Annotated in this window: 13 protein-coding genes; 11 read left to right on the top strand and 2 right to left on the bottom strand. The window is 63.4% G+C overall.

Annotated features, from left to right (window positions below):
- Positions 1-201: 201 nt before the first annotated feature.
- Entirely contained in the window at positions 202-1,512 is a 1,311-nt protein-coding gene (locus tag ACTJKL_RS12200) for a lipopolysaccharide biosynthesis protein (RefSeq protein ID WP_411923788.1), read from the top strand.
- Entirely contained in the window at positions 1,509-2,657 is a 1,149-nt protein-coding gene (locus tag ACTJKL_RS12195) for a GNAT family N-acetyltransferase (protein ID WP_440852967.1), read from the top strand. Before ACTJKL_RS12200 ends, ACTJKL_RS12195 begins: the two co-directional genes overlap by 4 nt.
- A gap of 161 nt (positions 2,658-2,818) precedes the next feature.
- Here the strand turns inward: ACTJKL_RS12195 and ACTJKL_RS12190 are convergent, their stop codons facing one another.
- A complete protein-coding gene (locus ACTJKL_RS12190) occupies positions 2,819-3,067 on the bottom strand; it encodes a FitA-like ribbon-helix-helix domain-containing protein (RefSeq protein ID WP_440852966.1) in 249 nt (82 codons plus the stop codon).
- 172 nt (positions 3,068-3,239) lie between these two features.
- Between ACTJKL_RS12190 and ACTJKL_RS12185 the strand changes: the two genes are divergently transcribed.
- On the top strand, positions 3,240-4,142 hold the full coding sequence (locus ACTJKL_RS12185; protein ID WP_440852965.1) for a dihydrodipicolinate synthase family protein: 903 nt from the start codon (positions 3,240-3,242) through the stop codon (positions 4,140-4,142).
- Positions 4,143-4,194: 52 nt separating this feature from the next.
- Here ACTJKL_RS12185 and ACTJKL_RS12180 read toward each other — a convergent pair whose 3' ends face one another.
- Complete coding sequence (locus ACTJKL_RS12180) at positions 4,195-4,851, bottom strand: LysE family translocator (RefSeq protein ID WP_440852964.1); 657 nt, start codon at positions 4,849-4,851, stop codon at positions 4,195-4,197.
- Between the two features lie 202 nt (positions 4,852-5,053).
- Between ACTJKL_RS12180 and ACTJKL_RS12175 the strand changes: the two genes are divergently transcribed.
- From ACTJKL_RS12175 to ACTJKL_RS12140, 8 genes are all read left to right on the top strand, one after another.
- On the top strand, positions 5,054-6,664 hold the full coding sequence (locus ACTJKL_RS12175) for a GumC family protein (protein ID WP_411922946.1): 1,611 nt from the start codon (positions 5,054-5,056) through the stop codon (positions 6,662-6,664).
- Between the two features lie 12 nt (positions 6,665-6,676).
- The gene (locus tag ACTJKL_RS12170) at positions 6,677-8,008 is read left to right on the top strand and encodes an O-antigen ligase family protein (protein WP_440852963.1); all 1,332 of its coding nucleotides are present in this window, start codon (positions 6,677-6,679) and stop codon (positions 8,006-8,008) included.
- Positions 8,001-8,756, top strand: a complete 756-nt coding sequence (locus ACTJKL_RS12165; RefSeq protein ID WP_411922944.1) for a polysaccharide deacetylase family protein — start codon at positions 8,001-8,003, stop codon at positions 8,754-8,756. The genes ACTJKL_RS12170 and ACTJKL_RS12165 overlap by 8 nt, the downstream gene beginning before the upstream one ends.
- Before the next feature lie 10 nt (positions 8,757-8,766).
- A complete protein-coding gene (locus tag ACTJKL_RS12160; RefSeq protein WP_440852962.1) occupies positions 8,767-9,996 on the top strand; it encodes a glycosyltransferase family 4 protein in 1,230 nt (409 codons plus the stop codon).
- 227 nt (positions 9,997-10,223) lie between these two features.
- The gene (locus ACTJKL_RS12155) at positions 10,224-11,393 is read left to right on the top strand and encodes a glycosyltransferase family 4 protein (protein WP_440852961.1); all 1,170 of its coding nucleotides are present in this window, start codon (positions 10,224-10,226) and stop codon (positions 11,391-11,393) included.
- A complete protein-coding gene (locus ACTJKL_RS12150) occupies positions 11,390-11,779 on the top strand; it encodes a VanZ family protein (protein ID WP_440852960.1) in 390 nt (129 codons plus the stop codon). The genes ACTJKL_RS12155 and ACTJKL_RS12150 overlap by 4 nt, the downstream gene beginning before the upstream one ends.
- 29 nt (positions 11,780-11,808) lie before the next feature.
- Complete coding sequence (locus tag ACTJKL_RS12145) at positions 11,809-12,852, top strand: glycosyltransferase family 2 protein (protein ID WP_440852959.1); 1,044 nt, start codon at positions 11,809-11,811, stop codon at positions 12,850-12,852.
- Positions 12,849-15,008 carry a glycoside hydrolase gene (locus ACTJKL_RS12140; RefSeq protein ID WP_440852958.1) on the top strand — a complete coding sequence of 720 codons (2,160 nt, stop codon included), beginning with the start codon at positions 12,849-12,851 and terminating at the stop codon, positions 15,006-15,008. The genes ACTJKL_RS12145 and ACTJKL_RS12140 overlap by 4 nt, the downstream gene beginning before the upstream one ends.
- Position 15,009: the final 1 nt, after the last annotated feature.

Raw genomic sequence — 15,009 nt, 5'->3', positions numbered from 1 at the left:
CGGATGGGGTGTCGGTCCGGCGCACACTAGCGCGTGCAGGTAAACGGAAGCTGAAATGCAGGGCGTCCGACAACACATGGCGCCACAAAGCTTATGTTAACCGGCCAATCACTTATCCTCGCTAGTGTGCGCCTCAATCGGCGAGGGGTGCGTTTCGCAGCCCGGTGCCGGCCTTTAAGTCGATTTGTCAAGGCAGAACGGATGGTCTCGGAAGGTGTAACGGAACAGCGCGGTGATAGACCATTCCTGCCGATGGTCATGTCCTATCTCGCCTCCGGCGGCAGTCTGGTTCTCGGTTCTGCGGCGCAACTCCTTACCTTTGCCATCCTTGCCCGCTGGCTCGGCGTCCACGAGTTCAGCGTGTTCGTCGCAATTACTGCGGTCGCCAATATAGCCGTCCATCTCTGCGGGCTCGGGGCGATGGAATGCCTGGTGCGTCGGGTCGCGCGCGACCGCGCGATCTACCCGCAGATGCTCGGACACAATGTCATCCTGACGGTGGCGAGCGGGGCAGCCCTGGTCCTGTTGGGAGCGGTGGTCCTGCCGTTCTTCTTCACCCTTTCGCCGGACCCCGTGACGAACGTCGCCGTGATCACGCTGATGCTCGTCACCAATATCCTGCTGGTCCGGGTCATCGTGCTCACCGAGCAGATCTTTATCGCTCACACGGATTTTGCCTCCGCCAACAAGGTCGTCGTCGGTTTTGCGGCGGCGCGCACGGTTGCGGCGGCACTTGCCTGCATCGCCTTCGGCGTCACCAGCGTCGCATCCTGGGCGGTGTGGCAGTTTCTGTGCCATGTCCTCGTGGCGCTCTTTTGTATGCGGGCAATCCGGGGACTCGGTGCGCCCCGCTACCGCATCGTGCGGGAGGAACTCCCGCAAGGCCTTTACTTCAGCATTCCCTTCATCCTGCGTGCGCTGCGCCAGAACGCCGACCTGCTTGTCCTGAGCCTCGTCACCACCGCCGAGGTCGTCGCAAGCTACAGTGTCGCTCGCCGCATGCTGGAGAGCAGCTATCTTTCGGTGGAAGCGCTCAACCGGCTTATCTACCCGGGTTCGGCGAGGGCGACGGCGGCGGGGCTTCACCACGCCCTCCATCGGGTGCGCCGGGTGCTCGCTGCCGCAATCGTCATCGGCCTGGCTGCGGCCGTCACCGTTTTCGTTCTGGCGCCGGTCCTGCCCTACCTCTTCGGCAAGGACTATCTCTCGCTGGTCGGCTTCGTCAGAAGCCTCTGCTGGGTCGTGGTGCCGCTCGCGATGTGGTCCGTCGCGGTCGAGGCGCTCGGTGCCTCCGGCGCACACGCCGCCCGCGCGACCGTCATGGGGCTCGGCAGCATCGCCGGTGCCGGCCTTGCCGCATGGGCAAGCTGGTACGCCCCGCCGATGGGAACTTTCCTGTCCTTCTACGCAATCGAAATCGCGATGGTCGTCGCCTCCTGGAGCGTGTTCCTGCACTTCGTGCGGCGCGACCGCCGCCAGGCTGCGCTCACTCTTGGAGCGGGCGCCATATGACGATGGAGGCGAATGAACTACGCGTATCCGAGAGCGTGCCGGCCGATGCAGGGCAGCGCCGCGGTACGCGGCCCATGGCGCGCGACGACGTTGCGGCGGTCGGACGGCTTTTCAACAGGATTTTCCGAAGGCACGATCAGGCATCCGACGATGACCTCGGACGGTATCTCGAGACCGTCTTCTTCGGCAGCCCTCACTATTCTCCGGAACTCGGCAGCGTCGTGCACGAGAGCGGTGCTACTGGCATAGACAGCGCCATACTCTCGGTGCCGATGGCGTTCATGGTCAATGGCCGCCCGACCATGGCCCGCCTTCTCTGTGCCTTCATGGCCGATGGCAAAGCCGGGGCCGTTGGAGCGGCGCGTCTTGCGCGCACCATGCGGGCGGCTCGCCAGGACATGTGCTTCTCCGACAATGCGTCGCCGGTCAGCGCCGACCATTGGGTTGCCGGAGGCGGCATCGTCCTGCCGATCCAGAGCCTCGAATGGCAGCGCTCGTTTCTGCCGTTGACCGCGGCGGCGATCCTTGCGGGCCGTCACTTCCCAATCGCGCGCTCTCCTGTTCTCGTCGGCGTCCTCAGGCCGATTGACCGTGCACTGCGCCGGTTGCGGCCCTCCATGCGGCCGAAGGCCGAGGGCGAATGCAGTAGCGAGGCCGCGGGCGTCGAGGAGTTCCTCCAATGCGCGAGCCCGATGCTGGAACGCTTTGCGATCCGCCCGGCCTGGTCGCCAGCCGAATTCGACTGGCTCGTGCGCGTCGCTTCGATGAACCGGAGCCTCGGGACGCTCCAGTGCAGGAAAGTCGTTCTGCCGGACGGTCGCACGATCGGCGCCTTTCTTTTCTTCGGCAAGCAAGATGCCGCGGCCACGGTGCTCAATCTCGTCTGCGAGGAGGGGCGTGAACGCGACGTCGCCGCGGCGATGTTCGCGCAGCTCGATGCGGAAGGCTATGCCGTGGCGGTCGGCATGGCTCAGCCGTTCCTGATGAACGCTATCTCGCGCCAGCGATGGCTGTCATTCCGGCACCGCGGCTACTTCTGCATGGTGACCCGCCATGCGGACCTCAAGGAAGCGGCAGAGCGCAACGACATCTATATCGGCGGCCTCGCCTCGGAGACCTGGAGCCGGCTGCTGACGGATTTTTAGCGTTGGTATTTTCAGGGCCGATGATCCCAGGGATTGATGATAGTTACACCGGTGTCAGCGAGATCCGCGACATTACGGGTTGCCACGGAGGCGAGCCAGCCTCTACCGCGACGGAGAGGGTGGGTGCCAACAGCTCCGACGGCACATTGGTATCGAGATAATCACTCGGAGAAATCCGGTGCGTAGCGGATGGGCTCGCGCTGCGGAAGGTCAAGCATGACGCCTGCGAGCGGCGCCATTCGGATGCGGATTACTGTAGCGAGATTGGCCGGTCGGTATTCGGTAGTCGAAAGCGCGGCGCGAAGGACGTCCCGCGCTTCGTCCTCCATCGAACGCCCATGCTCGGCGGCGCGAATGCGCAGGCGCTTCTTGAGCCCGTCATCGAGGTTGCGGATCGTCACGTTCGCCATGCGGCTTCCTTTCTTCATTGATGGCAATTTATCGTTGACTGCAGCGTGCGGCAACACGCCTACGAGTGACCCGGAGCCGGCTGCCGACGGATTTTTGGTTGCATGTCTTGCCGGCGATCATTCGCGGTTATATGAGCGAGGCCTGTTCTGACGCAGTCGATGGGAAATGACGATGGCACCTGCGGCTTTATTTGATGGCCTGTCAGCGTTCCCGCCCACACCCGCCGATGTGGGCGGCAAAGTTTCGGAAGAGGCGCTGTCGCGACTGCTCGACCGTATCCGACTAGCACGCGCGGACTCGATTGGATTGCTCGGCAGCACAGGGGCTTACGCATTTCTCTCGCGCGGTGAACGGCGACGGGCAGTGGAGATCGCTGTCGAATGCGTGGGAGGCAGAGTTCCCCTCATCGTCGGCGTCGGCGCACTCAGGACCAACGAGGCTCAGGCGCTCGCGCGCGACGCGAAGGAAGCCGGGGCAGATGGACTTCTCCTGGCTCCCGTATCCTACACGCCTCTGACTGAGGAGGAAGTTTATCAGCATTTCGTTGCCGTTGCCGGCGTTTCCGACTTGCCGCTCTGCATCTACAATAATCCGGGCACGACCAGGTTTGTTTTCAGCGAGGAACTGATCACACGGCTCTCGCAGGTGCCGAATATTGCCGCAGTGAAGATGCCGTTGCCTGCCGACGGAGATTTCGCGGGTGAGATCGCTCGACTGCGTGCGAACACGTCTGCAGCTTTTGCTATCGGCTATAGCGGCGATTGGGGCGCAGCAGGTACGCTCCTGTCCGGTGCTGATGCGTGGTTCAGTGTCGTGGGCGGGCTTTTGCCCGTGGCTGCAACGAAACTCACTCGGGCGGCGAAAGGGGGCGATCGCGCGGAAGCGCATCGGATCGACACCGCATTTCAACCCTTATGGGCACTGTTCAAGGAGTTCGGCAGTTTCCGCGTGATGTACGCTATCGGGAGCATCCTCGGAGTGTTCCAGGCATTGCCCCCGCGGCCGATTTTGCCGCTTGGACCTTGTGACAATGTACGGGTAGAAGAAGCTGTTCAGAAACTGATCGACTTTTAAGAGTGCTCTTGAGGAATTCCGCTTTACCCGGAAGTGCTCCAGCCGGTCCTGATCATCGGTGAAGGGCGGGCGCGACTGGAGAAAGCAGCAACCGTATGCCAAGCGCGATCATGATGCTGCCCGCAATGCGCTGCTGCCACGCCACAAAGGCACTGCTGTGCGACAACCAATTGCTGAATGTGCCTGAGGTGAGGGCCACCGCACCAAGGACCAGCAGCCCGGTGGCTTTCATCGTAACTCCGAGGATGAAGAATTGCAGGGCCGGCGATCCGGCGGACGGTGCCACGAATTGCGGAAGGATCGCGAGCATAAAGGAAAGCGACGTCGGATTCGTCAGATTGCAGATCACACCCTGCCTGAAGGGGGCGAGAAGCGATGGAGACGTGGCGCGGCCCAGCGCTTCGCGCAGCAAGGTCTTACTGCTGGCCGTCAAGAACCGCACCCCGACATAAATCAGATAGGCCGCTCCGATAAATTGCATGGCCTTGTAGAGGAGCGGCGAGGACGCCACGACCGTGGCAAGGCCCATGGCAAGCAAGGGTATCTGGACGAAGCCCGCCGCGACGCATCCGATAGCGGTTGCAAGCGCAGCCCGTCGGCCCTGGCCGATGCCGCGGCTGATGACAAGCATCATGTCCGGGCCGACTCCGGACAATTGATAGGCAAGCACGGCGCCCAGAAACGCGGCATAGCTGGTCAGGTCGGGCATTCTACAGAAACTGTGGAAGCAGGTCGAAGTTCCCCAGCGGAAACGAACCAGTGCCCGTAGAGGAGCATTGGCCTGCCCAAAAGGTTACCGTCCGAACAGTTCCGCTTAACCGAATATTCACCCTGCAGGCCCTAAATCCGCATGGGGAATTGCTTATACGGCAATAAGCACCTTGGTGGCTCCGAGGGGATGGGGAAAGCGGATGTATCGGCGCAGCGAGCCCGAGGGACTGGGATTACGCCTGGAAAGGCCACATCAGCGCCTTCGCGCGGGCGGAGGGTCGTTGCTCGACCTCGTGCCCGCGGTAACGGAAGAGGCCGCTCGCGAAGAGGCCCCCGCGGAGGCAGAGGATAGCACCTCCGCCCGTGTGGTGGATCCCGTCCCCGCCCATCAGGCGCGCGCTCTTGAGGAGCAGCCTTCCTCCGTCGCGGATTTCTTCCCGCAACTCCACCTCCTGGGCAGCATCGGGGTTAATGACCTCATCGCGTGGCTGCGCAACGGCGCCCGCTGGATCGTGCTCGCGCTCGTCCTGTCGGTTGCCGCCGCCTTTGCCTATGCCGTGGCGGCGACGCCGCGATACACGGTCTATACCGATCTCGTGGTTGACCCTTCCAATCTCAACGTCGTCAGCGACGACGTCTTCACGACCAATCCTCAGCGCGACGCGCAGTTGCTGGAGGTCGAGAGCAAGCTCCGGATACTGACCTCGCGCAACGTCCTCCAACGCGTCATCGACGAGCTGCGGCTTGCGGACGATCCCGAATTCGTCAGGCCGACATTCCTCGACTGGATGAAGACGCTCATTGCGCCGCGGGACGCCAAGGCGGACAAGGAACTGGTGGCCATGCGCGCTCTGTCCGAAAGGGTCGAGGCGCGCCGGGAGGAACGTTCCTTCGTCGTGATCCTGAAGGTGTGGAGCGAAGAACCGGCCAAGGCAATCGCCCTTTCGGACGCGATCGTCGAGGCATTCGAGGCTGAACTCTTTCAGTCGGCCGCCGAGAGCGCCGGCCGGGTGGCGCAGAACCTGAACGAACGACTCGATGAGCTGCGGCGCAACGTCACCGAAGCGGAGAAGAGGGTCGAGGATTTCCGGCGTGAGAACGGCCTGCAATCCACCAATGGCGAGCTCGTCAGCAATCAGCTTTCGAGTGAGCTCAACACCCAGGTGCTCGACGGTCAGCAGCGTTTCATCCAGGCGGAAACGCGTTACAGGCAGATGAGTGCGGCCGTTGCCGAGGGCCAGACGGCCAGCGCCTCGGTGTTCGAGTCGGCAAACATGACCAATCTGCGCCAGCAGTATAATGCCTTGCAGCAGCAGATAGGCTCCATGCAGCTCACCTATGGCGAGCGGCATCCGCGGCTCGTTGCCGCGCGCTCGGAGCGCACGGCGCTGGAAGCGGCGATGAAGGATGAAGCCCGCCGCATTCTGGAGCGCGCGAAGGCCGACTTCGACCGGGAGCAAAAGGCGCTCGATGCGCTCCGCGGCAAGGCGGACGACGAAAAATCGAACGTCTTCACCGATAACCAGGCCCAGGTGCAGCTTCGTGACCTCGAACGCGACGCGCGCAGCAAGGCGGCGATCTACGAAACCCATCTGGCACGTGCGCAGCAGATCACCGAACGCCAGCAGATCGACACCACGAATATTCGCGTCATCTCGCGGGCCCTGCCGCCAAACGCGCGAAGCTGGCCCCCGCGTACCTTGATCCTGCTGATCGGCGGCGCCGTTCTGGGTCTCGCAATCGGCATCGCCGCGGCACTTGCCCTCGGCCTCTGGAAATTCCTTCGCGGCAAGACCCACGTGGCTGCCTGAGGAGCCCGGGAGATGGAACGCGCGGGCTACGGAGAGGTCGAGCCGACGAATGCGGTAAAGGCGCGTGTCGGTACCGTGCTGTTCATGGCGATCTTCCTGTTCTTCTGGATCTCCATCAATCCATTCGTGGATCTGACGGGCGAGGCGGTGCTGGACCCTTCCGCCGGCAATTCCAACCGGTTGAACCAGATCATCTCGCTCCTGCTTTTTACCGGAATGCTGGGCTACGGCCTGGTCCACCCTTTGCGGCAAACGATCCTGCAGCCGCGCGCGCTGCTGGCGATGCTCCTTTCCTGGTTCATCTTTGTTTCGCTGTTGTCGGCGCATCCGATGCTCGGCATCAAGGGTGCGATCCTCGCGTTGATGGTTACCGTCAATGCCAGCGTCTACCTGTTGTTGCCGGCTTCGGAACGCCACTTCGCCAAGATGCTCGGCATCGGCATCCTCATCATGCTCGCGGTCGCCTACTACGGCATCGTCTTCAAGCCGTTGCTCGCGATCCATCAGGCGTCAGAACTGCGCGAGCCGATGAATGCCGGCCTGTGGCGCGGCCACTTTCCCCACAAGAACAGCGCCGCGGCTGCCATGGTGATCGCAGCCTTCATCGGCCTTTACGTCATGAACATCTGGTCGAGGTTTGCCGGGATCGTGATCGTCGCGCTGTCCTTCGTCTTCCTCGTCAATACCGGGGGTAAGACGTCGACCGCGATGCTGCCGGCCATTCTGCTGCTCGCGCTCATGTTCGAGAAGGTGCGCTTTCTCCGCCTCCCGATTGCCGTCGGCGGCGTCGGTCTTTTTAATCTCTTCGCGGTGGGCTCCGCCGTCTTCTCCCCGCTCGGCGAATTCATCAGCGGGCTCGGCATCGATGCGACCTTTACCAATCGCGCCGATATCTGGCGTTTCGCCTTCGGCGCGCTCGCCGAACAGCCTCTCACGGGCTATGGCTTCAAGGGTTTCTGGCAGACGGAAGAACTGGTTTATAGCGGCGGCTCGGTCGAGACCTGGGCCGTCGCTGCCGCCAACGGTCACAATTCCTATCTCGACATTGCCCTGATGACGGGCTTCCCGGGCCTCGCCCTGACCCTGATCTGGATCCTTTTCCTGCCGCTTCGAAAGATCGCCCGCATCGCTCCGGAGCGCGAGCATTCGCATCTGACGAGGCTGTTCGTCCGCATATGGCTCTACACGATCTTCAACGCCGGCCTCGAAAGTCTCTTCTTCGAGGGCGGGAGCCTTCTGTGGTTCACATTCATGGTCGCGCTCTATGGACTGTCGTTGCAGTCGAGCGCGGAACTGGCGGCTGCTCCTGCACGCGTTCGTCAGGGGAGGGTAGCGCATGCTTGAGAAGCTGAGCGGGCTCGGTCCGCTCGTCGACAGGCTGGCGAACCGGGCGATCTGGAAGCTGGCGGGAGCCCGGCGCCGGTTGGAGACGGAGGTCCCGCTCGTCTCCTTCACCTTCGACGATGTTCCCGACAGCGCACTTGGCGCGGGCGCAGCCATCCTCGAGAAGTATGGAGCCCGCGGCACCTTCTATATAGCGGGCGGGCTTGCCGGGCAGGTGGAGCCGGATCGAAGGCTGATCACGCCCGAAGGGTGCAGCGAGTTGCTCGCCCGCGGACACGAGATCGGCTGCCACACCTTCGCTCACCGAAGATTGCGTGACATTGCCGGCCTTGGCACCGATCTCGACCGCAATGCCGAGTATCTGAAGCAGGTCGGCGTTTCTCCGGCTGCCTCGAATTTTGCTTTCCCCTACAACGCTGCCTGGCCGTTGGCACGGGCCGAGCTCCGCCGCCGCTACCGAACGTGCCGGGCAGGGGGCGAGGACATCAACCGCGGTGTCGTCGACCCGATGATGCTCAAGGGCGTCGAGATACGCCAGCCGGAGGATGGGGCGCGCGCGCTGACGCGCTGGATAGACGATGTCGCCGAGCGTCCCGGCTGGCTGATCTTCTTCACTCACGACATCGCCCCGCGGCCCACGAACTACGGCTGCACCCCCGACACCTTCGACCATCTGGTCCGCTACGCCGCCGAAAAGGGATGCTGCATCCTTCCCGTCGACAGCGCCGCTGACCGGATCGGCTGGTAAGGAGGCCCTGGTGACCGGGAAGCGCCTTCTTGCGATCAACAACTATTTCTACCGCCGCGGCGGAGCGGAGGCGGTCTTCTTCGACCATATGAGCATGTTCGGCGAGATCGGCTGGGACATCGTTCCCTTCGCCATGCAGCATGATCTCAACGAATCCTCGCCCTGGTCGGATTATTTCGTCTCGGAGATAGAATACGGCCGCCGAAGCGGTCTCCTGCGGAAGGCCGTCCAGGCGGCGAGCGTCATCTATTCGCTCGAGGCGCAGCGCAATCTCGGCCGGCTGATAGAACGCGCCCGCCCTTCGGTCGCCCACGCGCACAATGTCTATCATCACCTGTCGCCGGCGATCTTCTCGACCCTGAAAGCCGCCGGCATTCCGGTGGTGATGACGGTCCACGACCTGAAGCTCGCCTGCCCCTCCTATAAGATGCTGCGGGACGGCAGGGTATGCGAGGACTGTCGCGGCGGCAGGGTCTACAATGTCCTGCGTCATCGCTGCGTGAAGGGTTCGGCCCCTCTGAGCGCGGTGGTGCTCGCGGAAACGGTGCTGCACCGCTTGCTCGGGCTCTACCGCGACAAGGTGGACCGGCTGGTCGTGCCAAGCCGCTTCTATCTGGAAAAGCTCGCCGAATGGGGCTGGCCGCGCGAGAAGATGGTTCATATCGCCAATTTCGTCGATGTCACGGCTCTTTCCGGTGCTTGGCAGGAGGGCGATTATTTCGCCTTTGCCGGCCGGTTGGCGCCGGAAAAGGGCCTCACGACCCTGATCAAAGCGGCGGCTTTGTCGAACCAGCGGCTGGTCATCGCCGGCACCGGTCCGGAGGAGCAAACACTTCGCCGCCTCGCGGCCGAGCTCAAGGCGGACGTGACTTTCGCCGGCTATCTCTCGGGCGAGAAGCTGCACAGGCTGATCGGCGAGTCCCGCGCGCTCGTGCTGCCGTCGGAATGGTACGAAAACGCGCCGATCAGCGTGCTCGAAACCTACGCGCTTCGGCGCCCGGTGATCGGCGCGGCGATCGGCGGCATTCCGGAAATGGTCAGGGAAGGCGAGACCGGTCTGCTTGCGGCTCCGGGGGACGCCGGGGACCTCGCCAGAGCCCTGTGCGAAATGGCGGCACTTTCGCCGACGGAACGCGCCCGCATGGGGGCGGCCGCCCGGTCCTGGGTCGCGAGCGAATTCTCCGCCGCCGCCTACCGCGAGAGGACGCTCGAGCTTTATGGGGCGATCGGCGTCGCCTGAGGCTTCTCCTCCGATCCTCATTCCTGTGACGAGCACATTCGCAACGCTCGCCCATCACCGTCTGATTTTCGGTCAGACCTCTACGAATCTAATGACCGTCTTACCGGGATGGTAAGTCTTCTGCTCGTAAAAGATGCGAATTGGGTTATCGCTGGGGCGCAACAACCATGAGCAGAAGATCGGGGGTTTCCCGAGATCGACCTTCGGCAGGGCCGGATGCGTCGGCAATGCCGGGCGGGGTAACCGCGAGCATGCCTGCAAGCGCTTATCGTGCACTGCCGATAGAGCGCCGCCGCGTGATGATGCTCGGGCTTCGTGGCATTCCGAACGTTCAGGGCGGCGTGGAAAAGCACGTGGAGATGCTCGCAGGCAGGCTGGTCGCGCACGGTTGGGATGTCGAGGTCGTCGGACGCCGGCGCTATCTTCCGGGCCGCGCGCCGCATGCCTGGAACGGAATTCGCGTCACTTCCCTCTGGTCTCCACGTATGATGGCACTCGAGGCCATCGTCCATACCTTCCTCGGTGTATGCTATGCGGCGCTGCGGCGCCCGGATATCCTGCACATCCACGCCGTCGGCCCGGCGCTCCTGGTACCGCTCGCCCGGCTGATGCGCCTGAACGTCGTCGTGACCCACCACGGCTACGACTACGACCGGCAGAAATGGGGGGCTTTCGCCAGGAGGATGTTGCGAGCGGGTGAACGCATGGGAATGCGGCTCGCGCAAGGCCGCATCGCAATCTCCAGGGATATCGCCGACACGATGGGCGAACGCTATCGCGTACCGGTGTCTTTGGTGCCGAATGGCGTCACCGTTTCGCGCCCCAGCGGCGAAACCGGCATTCTCGGCGAATTCCGTCTGTTGCGACGGCGCTATATCCTGCTTGCGGCGCGGCTTGTTCCGGAGAAGCGGCAGATCGATCTCATCCAGGCATATGCAAAACTTGAAAATAGCGGATTCGATCTCGTGCTTGCGGGCGGTGCGGAATTCGCGGGCGCCTACGAAGAGGAAGTACGGGCGCTGGCCAGCCGCGTGCCGGGCGTCGTCTTGACGGGGTTCCAGACTGGCGATCGCCTGGCGGAACTCTTCGCCAATGCGGCGCTCTTCGTGCTGCCGTCGAGCCATGAAGGCATGCCGATCGCGCTTCTGGAGGCGATGGCCCATGGTCTCCCGGTTCTGGCAAGCGACATCGTTGCCAACCGGCAACTCGGCCTGCCCGCCGACGATTATTTTCCGCTGGGGAACGTCGACGCGCTTTCGTCTGCCATCGCCGAAAAGATCGCCAATCCCCCCGACGAACAAGAGGTGCTCGCGCAGACCGAGCGCGTCGAAACCGTCTATAGCTGGTCGAGCGTGGCACTGAAGACGCTCGACGTCTACCGGGCGGTGACGAAATGAATGTCAGGCGCATCGCATCGGTACTTGCGTGGCTGCTTCTTGGCGTCATTGCCTATTCGACCCTCTCTCCGCTCGACCTGCGTCCGCACATGGGCAGCTCGGTGCAGCTTGAACGGTTCGGAGCATTCGGGCTGACGGGTCTCATGTTCGCGATCGCCTTTCCCCGGCACGTGCTTGCCGTTCTGGCGGCTATGCTCGCGGCGGCAATCGGGCTGGAGCTCACGCAGATGCTCGCCGCCGACCGCCATGCACGGTTGATCGACCTTTCGGTCAAAATGGCGGGGGCGGGCTGCGGTGTCGGCGCCGGCTGGCTGCTCGTCCGCCTTTGGCACCGGTTTCAGCCGAAAATCGCGGGCATGAACCAAAGCGCAAACCACCGCGGATAGACCTTCGCCGCGCGATTTTGGGGGCTCTCTTGACCATATCCATCATCATCAAGACATTGAATGAAGAGAAGCGGATTGCCGCAACCGTCGAGAGCGCGCTCGCAGCGCTTCAGGACATGGGCGGCGAGGTCATCATCGCCGACAGCGGCTCCTGCGACCGCACGGTCGAGATCGCCTCGCAGTATCCCGTCATCATCGCCCAGATCGCCCCGCCCGCGCGACCGAGCTGCGGCATCGGCCCGCAGCTCGGCTTCCAGCATTCCCGCCATGATTACGTCTGTCTCATCGACGGCGACATGCTGCTCGACGCTGCCTTCCTCAAAGACGCCGTCCGCTTCCTGGCCGACAATCCGGCCATGGCAGGCGTTACCGGACATGTGGAGGAAATGCACATCTCGAACCTCGAATTCGCGCGCCGCGTCAGCCGCAATGCGCCCGAGAACCGGACGGGTCCGATCGATCGCATGAACGGCGGCGGGCTCTACAGGCGCAGTGCCGTCGAGGACGTCGGCTACCTCTCGGACCGCAACCTGCACGGCTACGAGGAATTCGATCTCGGCATCCGCCTCAGAAGTGCCGGCTGGAGGCTTTACCGGCTCGACCGCCGTTTCGTCCAGCACTTCGGCCACACGGTCAATTCCTACCGGCTGCTCGTTCGACGCTGGAAGACCAAATATCTCTACGGGATAGGCGAGCTTCTGCGCGCTTCTCTCGGCAAGCCCTATTTCTTTCAGCTGTTGCGGGAACTGCCGGAGTTGAAACTCTGGGCTCTCGTCTATCTCTGGTGGCTCGCCTGCCTCGGCCTGATCCTGCTGCTGCCCGATTTGCTCATGGCCCTCGCCGCCGTCTGCGCGAGTTTCGCGGCCGCCGTTCTCGCCGTCAGCTTCCGAAAGGGCGGCCTCAGCATGGGCCTCTATACGGTCGTCGCCTGGTTCTTCCATGCGGCAGCGCTTCCTGTCGGCTTCCTGCGAACCCGGCGGCTGCCTGCCGAACCGATCGAAAGCACGATCCTCGCAAAGGCCCCTCCCGGGGAGTCCTCTCCCCGTGAACCGGTTCTCGGACAGAGGGCATGAGGAGGCCATCGCTCGCGGCGGCGCTGCTTTGCACGTGGCTGTCCCCGGCCGCCAGTGCCTCTGAATGGGTGCCGGTTCGCGAGGTCTCGCTCGAAGTCCGCGCCGGCAGTCCGCTCGATTTCTCGTCCTTGCTGCCGAACGCTTCGATCGACGCGGACAGCCGCCTCGTTGCAGGTCCGGATGGCCGGCTGGCCTTTGCCAAGGCGCCGGAACAACCGGTCAGAATGCTATGCGCGTCGCTCGCCTGGAGTCCGGCATCCGGCGGCTTTCCGGACCATGACGGCGCCGAGCGCTACGCCCGCCAGCTTGCGATGCACGGATACAACATCGCCCGGCTCCATTTCGTCGATGCCAGCCTTATGTTCGGCAGGCAGAAGGATTTCGATTTCGATCCGGAGACGCTGGATCGTGTCCATTACCTGCTGGCGGCGCTGAAGCGCAACGGCATCTACTGGATCATCGATGGACTTTCGTCTCCGCGCGGCGCCTACGGCGGCCACGACGACCGATGGGACGCAAACGGCGATCTCAAGCTCCGGCTGCACCTCGACGAAGAGGCCGTTGCGCACTGGAGCAAGCTGCAGGAGACGTTTCTCGCGAGCGTCAATCCCTATACGGGGACGGCGACCATCCGCGACGACGCGCTCGCATTGGTGATCCTTGCCAATGAAAACGGCATGGAGTTCGACAGCGTCGTGCGTGAGCGGCCCGAAAAGCCCGCCTATGACGAGGCGCTGGCGGAACCATTCAACCGCTGGCTTTCGGCACGCTACGGCACGACGGAAGGGCTCGCGAGCGCCTGGGGAGATCTCGGTGCCGACGAGCGGGTCGAAACGGCATCGGTGAGGCTTCCCGCCAATCGCTACGCAGACGGTCCTCGGATGCGCGATCTTCAGGCCTTCTTCGTCGAAACCGAGCGCGCCTCCGCCGCACGCATGAGCCAGGTCCTGCGCGATTTGGGCTATCGCGGCCTGATCAGCACCTACAACAATTGGCCGACGGTGCAGACGGCGCTCAGCCGGCGCGATCTCGACGCCGTGACCATGAACACCTATCACGATTGGGTCGGGGGCTATTCTGCGGGAAGCGCTTTGACGCAGGCAAGTTCGCTTGCAGACGGCGCCAGCTACATGCGCATGATCGCCGCGGCGCGGTGGCTTGGAAAACCTTTCATCGTCAGCGAATACGACCATCTCTTCTGGAACCGCTATCGCTACGAGGCGGGCCTGACAATGCCGGCCTATGCCGCACTCCAGGGCTGGGACGTGCTTTGCCGTCACGGCCACGGGCCGATCGCGCTCGCCTATGGCGAACCCTTTCCGCACAAGAAGGCGATGCTTCCCTATGCGATTGCGCTCGATCCCGTGGCGCGCGCCGGCGAGACGCTCAGCGCACTCGTCTTTCGTCGCGGCGACGTGACGACCTCCCCCATTACGATCCCCTTCTCAGTTCGCGGCGAGGAGGATCTCGGCGAGGACATGCAGGCCCGCGAGCCGGAGCGATTGACCGATCTGGCGCTGGTCGGGCGCATCGGCCTGCTGCGGGCAGACCCGTCCGGTGGAGAAAGCGGTGTCACGCAACCACGCGACCGGGACGCCGGAACAATCCTTGCCGCACTCCGCGACGAACACATTCTCGCGACTGAAAATCGCACCGACACCACAAGCGGATTTTACGAAAGCGATACAGGTCAGGTCCTGCTCGACCGCCGGGCAGGGCAACTCCGTGTTTCTACGCCCGCTACGGAAGCGGCAGCCTTCTCCTCTCTGCGTGAACCGATCGATCTCGGTCTCATGCGCATCGGACAGGCGGACGGCAACGGTCTCGTGGCGCTTTCGGCTATCGACGCTCAAGGCACGCTTTCCGAAAGCCGGCGCCTGCTTTTGATCTTTGCAACCGATGCGCAGAACACCGGCATGGTCTTTCGCGACAGCGAAGAGAAGGTGATCGAGGATTTCGGCGCGCTGCCGGCGAGAATCCGGAAGGGCTATGTCGATCTCGAACTGGCACGAACCTCTGCCAGATGGAGCGTGTCACCGGTAGGCCTCGACGGCACCGTCTATCCGCCCGTCGACAGCGGCAGCGGGCGCGTCGCCTTCCGCCTCTCGAACGACACGCCCTATGGGCCCACTCCCTATTTTCTCGTGGAGATGTAGG

The sequence above is a fragment of the Sinorhizobium sp. 22678 genome (genome assembly GCF_052044265.1).
GTDB lineage: Bacteria > Pseudomonadota > Alphaproteobacteria > Rhizobiales > Rhizobiaceae > Sinorhizobium > Sinorhizobium meliloti_A.
This window is presented reverse-complemented; position numbering and strand designations above follow the sequence as displayed.

Bases quoted from the DNA above. Each gene is read 5' to 3' on its own strand.
- ACTJKL_RS12200 (WP_411923788.1), top strand. From the start codon at position 202: ATGGTCTCGGAAGGTGTAACGGAACAGCGCGGTGATAGACCATTCCTG.
- ACTJKL_RS12195 (WP_440852967.1), top strand. From the start codon at position 1,509: ATGACGATGGAGGCGAATGAACTACGCGTATCCGAGAGCGTGCCGGCC.
- ACTJKL_RS12190 (WP_440852966.1), bottom strand. From the start codon at position 3,067: ATGGCGAACGTGACGATCCGCAACCTCGATGACGGGCTCAAGAAGCGC.
- ACTJKL_RS12185 (WP_440852965.1), top strand. From the start codon at position 3,240: ATGGCACCTGCGGCTTTATTTGATGGCCTGTCAGCGTTCCCGCCCACA.
- ACTJKL_RS12180 (WP_440852964.1), bottom strand. From the start codon at position 4,851: ATGCCCGACCTGACCAGCTATGCCGCGTTTCTGGGCGCCGTGCTTGCC.
- ACTJKL_RS12175 (WP_411922946.1), top strand. From the start codon at position 5,054: ATGTATCGGCGCAGCGAGCCCGAGGGACTGGGATTACGCCTGGAAAGG.
- ACTJKL_RS12170 (WP_440852963.1), top strand. From the start codon at position 6,677: ATGGAACGCGCGGGCTACGGAGAGGTCGAGCCGACGAATGCGGTAAAG.
- ACTJKL_RS12165 (WP_411922944.1), top strand. From the start codon at position 8,001: ATGCTTGAGAAGCTGAGCGGGCTCGGTCCGCTCGTCGACAGGCTGGCG.
- ACTJKL_RS12155 (WP_440852961.1), top strand. From the start codon at position 10,224: ATGCCGGGCGGGGTAACCGCGAGCATGCCTGCAAGCGCTTATCGTGCA.
- ACTJKL_RS12150 (WP_440852960.1), top strand. From the start codon at position 11,390: ATGAATGTCAGGCGCATCGCATCGGTACTTGCGTGGCTGCTTCTTGGC.
- ACTJKL_RS12140 (WP_440852958.1), top strand. From the start codon at position 12,849: ATGAGGAGGCCATCGCTCGCGGCGGCGCTGCTTTGCACGTGGCTGTCC.